Source organism: Leptolyngbya sp. FACHB-261 (genome assembly GCF_014696065.1).
GTDB lineage: Bacteria > Cyanobacteriota > Cyanobacteriia > FACHB-261 > FACHB-261 > FACHB-261.
Genome location: NZ_JACJPL010000013.1, coordinates 42,862 through 54,879, shown reverse-complemented (window position 1 = coordinate 54,879; position 12,018 = coordinate 42,862). Strand labels below are relative to the sequence as shown.

Annotated in this window: 10 protein-coding genes; 4 read left to right on the top strand and 6 right to left on the bottom strand. The window is 52.7% G+C overall.

All coding sequences use genetic code 11. The features are described 5' to 3' along the window. Positions 1-8: 8 nt before the first annotated feature. The 4 genes from H6F94_RS05390 to H6F94_RS05375 all read right to left on the bottom strand — a co-directional run bounded on the left by H6F94_RS05390 (position 9) and on the right by H6F94_RS05375 (position 4,543). The gene (locus H6F94_RS05390) at positions 9-1,052 is read right to left on the bottom strand and encodes a DnaJ C-terminal domain-containing protein (RefSeq protein WP_190801204.1); all 1,044 of its coding nucleotides are present in this window, start codon (positions 1,050-1,052) and stop codon (positions 9-11) included. Between the two features lie 103 nt (positions 1,053-1,155). Continuing rightward, complete coding sequence (locus H6F94_RS05385) at positions 1,156-1,503, bottom strand: DUF760 domain-containing protein (protein ID WP_396426418.1); 348 nt, start codon at positions 1,501-1,503, stop codon at positions 1,156-1,158. 236 nt (positions 1,504-1,739) lie between these two features. Then, positions 1,740-4,160: a glycoside hydrolase family 31 protein gene (locus tag H6F94_RS05380; RefSeq protein ID WP_199320227.1), complete on the bottom strand. Its 2,421-nt coding sequence runs from the start codon at positions 4,158-4,160 to the stop codon at positions 1,740-1,742. 224 nt (positions 4,161-4,384) lie between these two features. Then, complete coding sequence (locus H6F94_RS05375; protein ID WP_190801202.1) at positions 4,385-4,543, bottom strand: hypothetical protein; 159 nt, start codon at positions 4,541-4,543, stop codon at positions 4,385-4,387. A 177-nt stretch (positions 4,544-4,720) separates the two neighbouring features. Here H6F94_RS05375 and H6F94_RS05370 point away from each other — a divergent pair, with 177 nt between their 5' ends. Together H6F94_RS05370 and H6F94_RS05365 are read left to right on the top strand one after the other, a co-directional pair. Further along, entirely contained in the window at positions 4,721-6,190 is a 1,470-nt protein-coding gene (locus tag H6F94_RS05370; RefSeq protein WP_190801201.1) for a SpoIID/LytB domain-containing protein, read from the top strand. A 157-nt stretch (positions 6,191-6,347) separates the two neighbouring features. After that, complete coding sequence (locus H6F94_RS05365) at positions 6,348-6,785, top strand: hypothetical protein (protein WP_190801200.1); 438 nt, start codon at positions 6,348-6,350, stop codon at positions 6,783-6,785. A 298-nt stretch (positions 6,786-7,083) separates the two neighbouring features. Here the strand turns inward: H6F94_RS05365 and H6F94_RS05360 are convergent, their stop codons facing one another. Continuing rightward, a complete protein-coding gene (locus tag H6F94_RS05360; protein ID WP_190801199.1) occupies positions 7,084-7,362 on the bottom strand; it encodes a YiaA/YiaB family inner membrane protein in 279 nt (92 codons plus the stop codon). Positions 7,363-7,810: 448 nt separating this feature from the next. Between H6F94_RS05360 and atpD the strand changes: the two genes are divergently transcribed. Both atpD and atpC read left to right on the top strand, forming a co-directional pair. Beyond that, positions 7,811-9,268, top strand: a complete 1,458-nt coding sequence (gene atpD, locus H6F94_RS05355) for a F0F1 ATP synthase subunit beta (RefSeq protein WP_190801198.1) — start codon at positions 7,811-7,813, stop codon at positions 9,266-9,268. A 1-nt stretch (position 9,269) separates the two neighbouring features. After that, positions 9,270-9,677, top strand: coding sequence for an ATP synthase F1 subunit epsilon (gene atpC, locus H6F94_RS05350; protein ID WP_190801197.1), 408 nt, complete (start codon positions 9,270-9,272; stop codon positions 9,675-9,677). A gap of 167 nt (positions 9,678-9,844) precedes the next feature. Here atpC and hflX read toward each other — a convergent pair whose 3' ends face one another. Beyond that, positions 9,845-11,686, bottom strand: a complete 1,842-nt coding sequence (gene hflX, locus H6F94_RS05345; RefSeq protein WP_190801196.1) for a GTPase HflX — start codon at positions 11,684-11,686, stop codon at positions 9,845-9,847. Positions 11,687-12,018: the final 332 nt, after the last annotated feature.

The window sequence follows — 12,018 nt, the reverse complement described above, 5'->3', positions numbered from 1 at the left end:
CGCCAGAGCTAGAGCTTGATGTCTTTGAGCTGAGCACGCGGGTCAAAACTACGATTGCTGCGAATTTTCTCGTAGCACTCCCGCTCTAGAGGGCTAAGTTCTTTGGGCGGCACAATCTGAAGTTTGACAATTTGGTCACTGCGCCCGCCTTTGGGTTTCGGCCAACCCTTACCGCGCAACCGGAGAGACTGTCCAGAGCGTACACCCACTGGGATGGTCATTGTGACGCTACCATCGACAGTAGGTACTGGAATCTGCCCTCCCAAAACGGCTTCATCGGGTGAGAGCGGCAGTTCACAGAAAATATCTTCTCCCTCAAATTGAAAGAAGGGATGAGCCTGGACTTCTGTAATCAGGTATAGGTCTCCACGCTGTTGCGTTAGCGGGTTGAACGGGCCTTTGCCTTTGAGCCGAATGCGCCTGCCCGGTCGGACGCCAGCGGGAATACGAACATCCAGGGATTCACCCTCCAATTGCAACCGCTTTTGAACGCCGTGGAAGGCTTCAGATAGGCTGAGCGTAATTGCTGCCTCGGCATCAGAAGTAGGGGGCGCTTGGGTTTGGAAGCCACTACCACCAAATCCGCCTCCCCCAAACAGGTCTTCAAAACCGCCAAAGCCGCCACCGGCAGCGCCCGAACCACCAGGCCCAGTGCGATAGTAGACACGGCGTCCAGAGCCAGCTCCAGCCCCCGGTCCAGCGCTAGCATTGCCAAAACGGCCTAGCAGTTCGTTGATGAACTCATCAAAGCTGCCATATTGACCAAAATCATAACCGCCGAAGTCGACCCCAGTACCGGGTACACCGCCCTCACCGGCATGCTTCCAATACTGACCGAACTGGTCGTACTTCTGGCGCTTTTCGGAGTCAGAAAGAACTTCGTAGGCTTCGTTGATCTCTTTGAAACGAGCCTCGGCCTGTTGGTCGCCAGGATTAACGTCGGGGTGATACTGACGGGCCAATTTGCGGTAGACACGCTTAAGTTCTTCTTGATTGGCGTCTTTGCTCACGCCCAGTACTGCGTAATAGTCTTTGAAGTCAGTTGCTGCCATCCGCTCGCTCCTTCCCGCGCCCGTTTGTTTACCTGCCTGTGCTAATCCTGCAAATCATCAAAGTTCAACTGTTTGGCTCGATTGAGCCGACTAATTATGCCTCTTACGCCTCAGTTGACTCGGAGTCGATCAAAGCTAACTGATGATCCAATGCCATCCGCTGCTCCATACTGCGCAAGAAGTAGCCAGTGAACATGGCAGACGCAAGCAGAGATGCTAAGTGCTCTCGATCGGTTGTAATTTCAACCTGAAATCCTTCGGGTGGCAACATGCCCAGTAAACCCCGAACGTTGCGCAACACGGCTTCTCGGACTTCGGGGCTAGCCGAATTGCCAACACTGGCTAGCACTTCGGGTGATTGCTGCTGCATGTACTGAAGCAGAGGATTGGTGGATTCCTGCGTAGCATCGCCACCTGGAAGACCAGCGGCATTCGAATTAAAGTTCATCATCGCTCTGCTAGCTCGCTTACTAAAATTTGTATACTCTTATTGTGGCATTCTGGTGCTCTCAGGCCCACTTTAAGACAGTCTAGATAACCGAACTGTTTCAGGGCGGACTAGCGCACTGTCAGCATCTGTTTTAGTTTGAGCCTGTAGTTTGAACACTCCTTAGAACAAGCGGACTTAGAACAAGCTGAATAACCAGCAAATTCGCCGCACTGCCTTTACTGTCTATTCTGAATTCTTCAGCCTAAAGTGAAGCGAACGTGTTGGAATTTCTTGACCTCAATCATGGCTTCCTGAAGCGTGATTTGCTCCCCGTCGACCCAAGCTTGTTGCAGTTCCACGCCATGCACATGCAACTGAATTCTAGGGTAAGGAAATGCGTAATCGCCTTGCTCTTGCCAATGCAATTCTAAAGTGTCGGCGTCACGCTGTAGGTGGAACCGGTCAAGTCGTGACTCAGCATAACCATCGCCAGCATCGAGATATAACTGGCTCTCACTGCTACCTTGGACGGGTGGGTAGAGATGGAGCGTGAGCTGTTGACGTTCCTGGTCCTCCATTGGCAGAACTGTGCCAGCTTTTACCAATAGAGGAAGCTGGGATAGCGGCGCTGCCAGTTCAACGCTTCCGGGACCCTCTACAGGTGCACCGTCCCAGAGGCTATACCAACGCCCTTGCGGTAGAACAACTTGCCGGGAATGCGCGCCCTCTTCAAACACTGGACAAACCAATAGCGCCTCACCCAGCAAGAAGGCGTCGTCTACACCCCAGAGAGCGGGGTCAGTCGAGTCAGCCCAGAATACTGGGCGTACTGGCGGATGACCTTTTTGGCTAGCCTCCCAGGAGAGCGTGTAGAAATAGGGCAGTAGGCGATAGCGCAAGAGCAAGAGCTGGCGAATAATTGTGAAATAAGGCTCGCCGTAGGTCCAGGGCGTTCGGTTCTCGACGTTGTTCGACGAGTGGGTGCGGCAGAAGGTGAGGAAGGTGGACATCTGAAACCAGCGCAAATAGAGCTCAGCACTGGGATTGCCCTGAAACCCACCGATGTCTGGGCCACTATAGGGGATGCCGGAAAGACCTAAGCCAACCACTGTGGCCACGGTTTGGCGCAGAGCCGCCCACGTACATTCAATGTCGCCGGTCCAGGTCCAGGCGTAGCGTTGAAGCCCTGCCCAACCTGCCCGTGAGACGATGAAGGGTCGTTGCTGGGGCCGATAGGTGCTAAGGCTCTCGTAGCCCGCTTTGGCTTGCATCAAGCCGTAGACGTTGTGCGCCTCTCGGTGGTCGCCACCCCGACCCTCCATGAAGTGCTGGGTTGGCTTAGGTAAAGAGCGGTCGCCCCAGAGAATGAAGGCTGCCGGTTCGTTCATGTCGTGCCAGAAACCGGTCACGCCGACATCCAGGAGATATTCATACTGTCGGCCCCACCACTTACGCACTTTGGGATTAGTGAAATCGGGAAACACACACCAACCTGGCCAAACTGGACCCACCACCAGATCGCCGTTGGGGAATCTGCAAAATGCCTCTAGAATTTGACCTTCTAAAAAGAGATTGCTCTGACGGCTGTACTTAACTCCAGGATTAAGAATGGCAATGAATTTCACGCCTTGCTCGTCCAATTCTTGCGTAAAACTGGCAAGTTTGGGAAAGCGTTCTGGGTCGATTGTGAAAGCGCGATAACCGGTTTGACAGTCGATATCTAGGTGAATAGCGCTCAAAGGTACCTGACGAGCTTGAAACGCTTGAGCCTCTTCGCGGATTGCCTGTTCGGTGCGATAGCCCCAGTGCGATTGGTGATAGCCTAATGCCCAACGCGGTGGCAGCGGCGAACGACCGGTTAGCTCTGTATAGCGCTCTATCAGTTGAGGCGGAGAGCCAGCCGTAAAGTAGTAACGAAGTGAGCCCCCTAAAAAGTCAGCTGTGGCAACATCCTCAAACTTAAAATAAGCCTCAAAAGTGTTTTCATAAAAGACTAGATAGCCCCCTTGCTGATGTAACCCTAAGTAGATGGGAATGCAAATATACATAGGGTCTGCACCTGGCCCATACATGCCAGCCGCATCGTAATTCCACATGCGAAATGTTTTGGCTTGGTCGGTGACCTCTCCCTTCTCGGTTGTCTCTTTAGCCAGACGTAAATTTAGAGGAGCTGCCCGCTCACCTAAGCCGTAAATCTGCTCTTCTGGGCGCAATTGAGCGCGATGGATCCAACCTTCATCTTTGCGCTGCGGCGGCAATTCTTGCCGTAGAATCTGTCCAGCTGCATCAGTGAATCGCAAACTGCCATCTACCCCAACTTTGATGCTCAAAGCCGTCGCGCCAGTGCTGGCACCATCACTCGCTCCAACACTGGCAATTGTCCAGCTATCGCCAGTTTCCTCTAGGGTTGTTTCCAGTTGCGGCCAGTCTTGGCGAGCGATGGCATAGGGAATGGGAGGAATACCCGGTTTCCAATCAATTTGAACAAAGTCTTCAGTGAGAAAATTAATCTCTAACTCCGCTTGTTCAAAGTAGAAATGGGCGCCTCTAGCAGATGCTTCAGTCCGAATTAACTTGCCTGGATTATCAAAGGCTTCTGAACTGGGAGGAGCGGTAATTTCTCGTTCTACACGGTCTCGTTTAATCGAATAGAGAAGTGCTTTGGGAGCAAAACTCATATAGAACAGTGAGCCGAGAAAAAATTTCCATCTCAGCGAGAGTTGCTTCAAGAGAGTCATATCACATCCGTTCGCTTAGACCTGCAATTTGCGACTGGCTGAGTGCTCTCCCAGCAGAGAACCTTTACACTGTTTACAAATTCCACTCTTTAAAGGCATCAACCGCAGGTAAGATTTCGATTGTTGAGCGTAGGAGCTTGACCACAACAAAACTAGAGTACTAGCTAGAAAGTTGATGAAAATGCTGAGTATTCAATAGAAACCGAGATCAATCTTTGATTAATCTTTTCTACCATTTCAATACTCAATTCACAGAAAAACAGAAAAGAGGTTGGAGCTTCAGGTGAGGCAGCTCCGCCACCTGAAGCATCCGTTGCTTGCAATGACTTTCTCCCACTGTCCTCAGCCCTAGGGCTGAGGACAGTGGGAGGGCACCGTGGCATCTTCAGTGGGGCTGCCGGGGAAAGAGTTGCCCGTGGCAAAAACACCCTTTCTTTCATTAAGCTAGCCAAGGTGCGATTGCTGGATAGGTGACCTCTACGATGAGCCGGAGAAGCAACTTGTCCCGACCTAGATCCGAACCCACAGCTCAATCGAAGCAGTCTTTGGATAACAACTCAAAAAAATTCTCACCCAAGCTGTTCAGGCTGTCATCTAAACTGCTGAAACCACAGGTGATCCTGTTGCTGGGCATGACCCTGGGTGGTTTTTGGGGTCTAATTTCAGTCAGTCAAGCCTTGCTACAAACGGAGGCGAACCCATCGCCAGTGGCCTCGCCCTTAGCTTCTGCTGAGCCTAGCGTTTTGCCACCGCTCAATCGCCCGCCAGTGCAAATCCCGCAGGTACCTCAACCCGCGTCTACAGCCAAAGCAGAAGCATCTAAGCCGCCAGCGAAGCTACCTCAGCGCCAAGCTGTCCAGTCGATCAAGGTCAACAGCAATGCCGATGTAGGGTTGCAGATGAGGGTTGCCCTTGCCAGCGGAGTTCCCTCCCTGGTCATCGGCAGCTCGACCCAGGCCACGGTCACGAACCTTCAAGGCAAAGCGATTGGTCAATTGCCCGCAATGCAGGGGACCTGGACCCAGGCTGAGCGGCAAACCTTGCGGGTCGGAGACTGGCAAGGACTGAATGCCGTTTGGATTGATCCCTCAGCCGATGGCAGTCTCTACGTTGGCGAGCGCTGGTATCGGGGTCGGCTGCTGCTATTGGTTCAAGGCAATGGCGTATTAGCGGTCAACTATGTCAACCTGCGCGATTACCTTTATGGAGTGGTGGGTTCAGAAATGCCAGCAAGTTGGCCTCTGGAAGCCCTAAAAGCTCAAGCAATCGCAGCTCGCTCCTATGCCCTGCTTCGTCGTGAAAGGGCAGGTGACCTCTACGATCTAGGTCCAACTGAGGCTGATCAGGTTTACGGAGGTTTGCAAGCTGAGTACAACACTACGCACCAGGCTGTCCGAGAGACTGCGGGCTTAGTGCTAACCTACCGTGGGGAAGTTGCAGAAGCCGTTTACTCCGCTAGTTCTGGCGGACATACTGAGTCTGCCCAAGATATTTGGGGTAACAATTTCCCCTACCTTCGCGGGGTTCCGGACTTTGATACGGTCGCTCCCAATTTCCAATGGACCAAAACCTATTCGCAGCAGGATTTGCAACGTCGCTTGGGGGGAGTGGGGGAAGTGATTAGCCTTACCCCAGTCAAGACTTTGGCTTCAGGTCGAGTTGTGAGTGTGAAGTTGGTGGGAGAGCGGGGCAGCAAGGTGATGAGTGCCAGTGCTGTGCGTCAAGCTTTAGACCTGCCAAGTACGCTATTCCGAGTGATGCCGCAGGCAGATGAGGAGATGGGCGATATTAAGGGCAGATCTGCTCCCAGCGTGCCACCCGTGTTGCAAGTGGTGGGGCGGGGCAATGGTCACGCTGTAGGCATGAGCCAATGGGGGGCCTATGCTTTAGCGAGCCGTGGCTACAACTACCAGCAAATCTTAGGCTACTACTACCGCGGAGCCGCTCTCAGCCAAGTGCAAGGATACTGAACACCGGGAACAAATCAGCCGGTTCTACAGTCATTGCTCTTTAGGACGGAGGGTCAAAAGTTCCACTGGTTTTAAATGGTCTCAAACCGTGGGTTCTTTGAAATGCTGGTTCTAAGCTCTCGTCTAACTTGACGGTCGTCATTGGAGGGGCGTAACAGTGTTCAGTCGTACAACTTACTTGCTCATGTTGGTGAGCGCCTCTGCCACCATTGGCTTGGCTGCCGGTCCGGCTTCAGCTGCAGGTGGTGGTCAAGCTCGCCCCGATAACTATCCCAGCCGGGAAGGGCGTAGCGATCGCTACGATGGCTACCGCGACCGTGACCGGGGAGATTTTCGTCGGGATCTCGACCGTCTATGTCGAGGTATAGACCGTGGCGAGCGGGAGCGTAGCCGCTTGTGTGAAAACCGCGATGTTAATTGGGATCGAGACAGAGACAGGGATAGAGACCGAGATCGCGACCGAGACTGGGAGAGAGAGCAAGAACGCCGACGCGAAGAGGCCCGAGATCGGGATCGGGATCGAGAGCAGGAACGTCGCCGAGATCGGGATCGAAACCAGGAGCGCAATCAGGAGCGGGACGACTGGATCCGTTAGTACTCGTCCGCTAGCCTGCAATGCTACGACACAGGTGTCATATTTAATATGTCTGACACCAGGTTTTAAACATACACAGAGGGGAGAGTTATCAACATTAACTCTCCCCTCTGTTGGTATATCCTCAGACGGGCTTAATCCTACACTCTGCTTTTTCCAACGAGTTCAAAGACTGGTCAGAAAACAACCAAGCCCCTACTTCCTTTTCACTGAACTCTAACAAAGGCTAATAAGCGCAAATACTTTGAGACCTTGAGTGGCTAGGCTTAACAACTGCCAGAATTCTTTGTTTCTAAATTCACTTTAAAGGATGGTGATCAGTCAGTAGTCTCTCAACTCTGGCTTCATCAATGCGAGCCGCTAGTCGTTTGGCTTCATAAGCATCTCTGGAAGTTTTGGCCAAGCTAAACGTAGAGCCAACCGAAAAGGTTAATCCCATACCCATAAAGCCTTTGATCCAACCATCCACTGGCAGGTTTGCAATGCCAACAGAAGTAAAGGTAATTGAAATCATAAACGCTGCCCAAACTTGGATAATCCAAGCAGGGTTTTCCATTTGAGGACCTAGTTTTTGCATCTTCCCTCCAGCCCCAACCGAGCTAAGCTTGAGCGTTACTGTAGCGATTCTCTGATCGAACTAGGCGACAGTGGAGGCCAGTCTGTGAGGCGTCACAGTTTTACCAGTCTAGTTTTAGCGGTTTAGGAGTTCCCCTAAACTGTCATAGCAGCTAGCAGCTACTCCCGAACTCGTCCCAACCTGCAATTGACCCAACCTGTAGGTAGTCAACAAGTGGTCAACGCATCGATATCGTTGGAGTCACTAAAAGTCACTTAGAGCCTTCAGAGACCAATGGAGCTGGTTATCGGGTGCTTGCCGGGTGGTTAGTGGGTAGTTGCCGACGTCCGGCAATCCTCAGTAAAGAAAATTCACCCTAGTCACCGTTGGTGGTACCTTGAGAGATGGCATTTTCGCCGTAATGGCCACCCCACAGAGTCTGCCAGCAGTAGGAGAGAAGGTTTCAAGCATGGTCAGCACTGCAGAAAAGACAAGCACTGGTTACATCACTCAAATCATCGGTCCTGTCATTGATGCCGAGTTCCCGAACGGCAAGATGCCCGAGATCTACAACGCCCTGAAAGTCACTGGTAAAACCGCTGCTGGCGAGGATCTGGCCGTGACCTGCGAGGTTCAGCAGCTCTTGGGCGACAACCAGGTCCGAGCGGTGGCGATGAGCACCACCGACGGTTTGGTGCGCGGCATGGAAGTTTTTGACACGGGAGCGGCGATCTCTGTACCCGTTGGCGCTGGAACCCTAGGGCGCATCTTCAACGTTCTGGGTGAGCCAGTAGACGAACTAGGTCCCGTTAACACTGAGGAAACTTCTCCAATTCACCGGGATGCTCCCAGCTTCACCAGCCTGGAGACCAAGCCCTCGATTTTTGAGACGGGCATCAAGGTCATTGACCTGCTAGCTCCCTATCGTCGAGGCGGTAAGGTGGGTCTGTTTGGTGGTGCGGGCGTGGGCAAGACCGTGCTGATCCAAGAACTGATCAACAACATTGCTAAGCAGCACGGCGGTGTGTCGGTGTTTGGTGGTGTAGGTGAGCGCACCCGCGAGGGCAATGACCTCTACAACGAATTCAAAGAGTCAGGCGTAATTAACGCTGAAAACATCGGTGAGTCCAAAGTGGCTCTGGTTTACGGTCAGATGAACGAGCCGCCCGGAGCCCGCATGCGTGTGGGTCTGAGCGCTCTGACGATGGCTGAGTACTTCCGCGATGTCAACAAGCAGGACGTGCTGCTGTTCATCGACAACATCTTCCGCTTTGTGCAAGCCGGTTCTGAAGTGTCTGCACTACTAGGCCGGATGCCCTCTGCGGTAGGTTATCAGCCAACTTTGGGGACCGAGATGGGCGACTTGCAAGAGCGCATCACCTCCACCACCGAAGGCTCAATCACCTCGATCCAAGCGGTCTATGTACCTGCGGACGACTTGACTGACCCCGCTCCGGCAACTACCTTCGCTCACTTGGACGCCACGACGGTGTTGTCTCGCGGTCTAGCAGCCAAGGGCATTTACCCAGCGGTCGACCCTCTAGACTCAACCTCAACGATGCTCCAACCCGCAGTCGTGGGTGCTGATCACTACACCTGTGCTCGTGCAGTACAGCAGACCCTCCAGCGCTATAAGGAGCTGCAGGATATCATCGCCATTCTGGGCTTGGACGAACTCTCCGAAGACGATAAGGTCACGGTGGCTCGTGCTCGTAAAATTGAGCGCTTCCTGTCCCAGCCTTTCTTCGTGGCTGAAGTATTTACCGGTTCTCCTGGTAAGTACGTCACCACCAAGGAAACGATTGACGGCTTCAACAAGATCCTGTCGGGCGAACTCGATGATCTGCCTGAGCAAGCCTTCTATCTGGTGGGCAACATCGAAGAAGCGATCGCCAAAGCCGAAAAACTGAAGGCGGAGACCAAGTAAGATGGCTCTCACTATACGGGTAATTTCTCCCGGCAGTACCGTCTGGGATTCTGAAGCCGAAGAAGTGATTCTGCCCAGTACTACCGGTCAGCTTGGTGTGCTCACGGGCCACGCCCCCATGCTCACTGCCTTAGACACAGGCGTGATGCGAGTGCGCCAAGACAAGAACTGGGTTTCTATCGCAATCAACGGCGGCTTTGCTGAGGTTGAAGAGAACGAAGTCATCGTTCTAGTCAATGGTGGCGAACGTGGGGACCGCATCGATGCTGATGAAGCACGGGTGGCGCTCTCAGAGGCCGAGGCGCGTGCTGGCGCTAAGAGTGGCGACCGGCAGGAGCAATTCCAAGCCGATCAAGCTCTCAAGCGTGCTCGCGCTCGTTACCAGGCTGCTAAAGGCACCACCGCCTAAGTGCTCAGTAGGTGCGATAAGCGTTAGTCTCAGCAGATAGCAGCTCAATAACAAAACCCGGCTTGGAGAAGTTCCAAGCCGGGTTTTGTTATTGGTTATCTAGTGTTATCAGAAGTGTTATCGGGGTTCTAGGCTTAAACCAGACCTAACTCATTAACTCATAGCCTTCACAGAGAGCTGTCAGGGAGACCTGTAGGGGAATCTATAGAGTCCGGCTCAGTCATGCTTCTATCATCAGTTTTTATCTTTGACCAATCTGCACCCTCTGGTTGTGAGTCTGTCTGTCCTGATATTTTGGGTTTGTCTTTCCTCGTATTGTCCTTTGCTAGGCGAGCCAAAGCGGCATAAACCTCATCTAATCCCTGCCGCTGAATAGCAGAGACAAAGACTGCATTTTTGAACTCGCTGCGGACTTGATCGAGTTCCCTACTAGGAACTCGATCGATTTTGTTAAACACTAACAAACTGGGACCGGGCTGAATTGGCAACTCACCTAGCAACTTTTTCACTGACTCAACGTGACTTTGCCAGTCAGGGTAGGACAGATCTACAACATGCAGCAGAGCATCTGCTTCGGAGACTTCTTCTAACGTGGCTCTAAAGGCATTGACGAGGGGGGGAGGCAATTCATGGATAAAGCCCACAGTGTCGGTCAGTAGAATGGTCTCGCCTTCAGGCAGTCTAAGCCGTCGGGTTGTGGGGTCAAGCGTGGCGAAGAGTCGGTCAGCAGTGTAAACCTCTGACTGCGTGAGCACATTCAGGAGGGTCGACTTGCCCGCATTGGTGTAGCCCACCAAGGCAATTGTCGGTACCTCTTGATGTTGGCGCTGCTGTCGTAGGCGGGAGCGATGGGCTTGCAGGTCATCTACCTGGTGTTGTAGCCGGGTAATGCGGCCTTGAATAGTTCGCCGTTCGGTTTCTAGTTGCGTTTCACCAGGGCCACGGGTGCCAATACCACCGCCTAAGCGGGATAGGGTTGCCCCACGTCCTGCCAGCCGTGGCATCATGTAGGCCAATTGAGCGAGCTCAACTTGAAGCTTGCCAGCCTGAGACTGAGCACGCTGCGCAAAGATGTCGAGAATCACCTCAGCCCGGTCAACTACGCGCACACCAATGCGCTCTTCCAAGTTGCGCACTTGGGATGGGGAAATCTGCCGGTCGAACACCACTAGATTCGCGCCTAGGGTGCGAGCAGTAAGAGCAATTTCCTGGACCTTGCCTTCACCCACGACGGTTTTTGGATCAAGACGGTCGCGCTTCTGCTGAACAACTGCCAATACTTGCCCACCAGCGCTCTCGACCAACCGTTGCAACTCAGCTAACGAGTACTGAAACTGCTGTTCGTTGTGCCGGTCTGTGAGCAAACCTACCAAGAGAGCCCGATCGTTATTAGTAGCGATTTCTTGGGCTGTACTGTGTTCGTGCTGAAAGTTAGCTTCTAGTTCCTCCACCCAAGCGGGAAAATCAAGTTTAGAGAGGGCATCTAAGCTTTGGGCTGGCGATACGTGCCAGTAAGCGGGGGCTTCAGTCTCACCTGGGTCCGCTTGAGGAATGGGGTAAGACAGGTAGGTACTGCCTACATAGCCAGTCGCGCCGCCACCGCGCCGCTCAAAGCCCTGCCCAGTTACAGACAGCAGCACGAGAGCATCTAGGCGTTGCAACACCATTGCAGTCAGATCGGCTGTGCTGGGAGGAGCATCTTTCAACTGAGTGGCCAAGCAGCGAATCCCACTCAGCCGTTCGGCGCTCTGGCGAGGTAACTCTAGAGGTGGGATCTGAGTTTGATTGGGAGTGCCCACCCCCACTCGCACCACCTGACCACGGCGATTGACGTAAACGCAAAGCGGTTGCTGGAGCTCGTTGCTACTCGCCCCTAATCGTTGGGCAAACTCAGCAGTGACTAGAGAGTCACCAGGGAGACGCTGTGTGTATAGTTTCTGGAGTGTTTTAAGCTGGTTGGCCTTGAGCCCCGATGTATTACCGTAAATAGTCTCAGTTGCATTGGCCATAATCGAATCAGTAGAGGGGTGTAAACAAGATTTTTTTGTAACGGACGGACCGAGAATTTGCAAGAAGTGGCCTGAGATTTATTTCAAACCCAAAAACGTTTGGAAAGGAAGAAAAAACTGGCAAGAACCCACGCTATTCTGAATTGGATGCTATTACATCCTGGCATATAAGCAGCTAGTAAGCACAAAAAATATAGATTTTTGAAATCTAGATGTAATATTTTGTTGCTTCCTCTATCTGGGGGGATAGGCACCAGTGAAGCAGAGCTATGAAGTACGGTCAAATAGATTTTGATATCAACAAATTAATGCCAGCCAATTCTGAAGAAAGT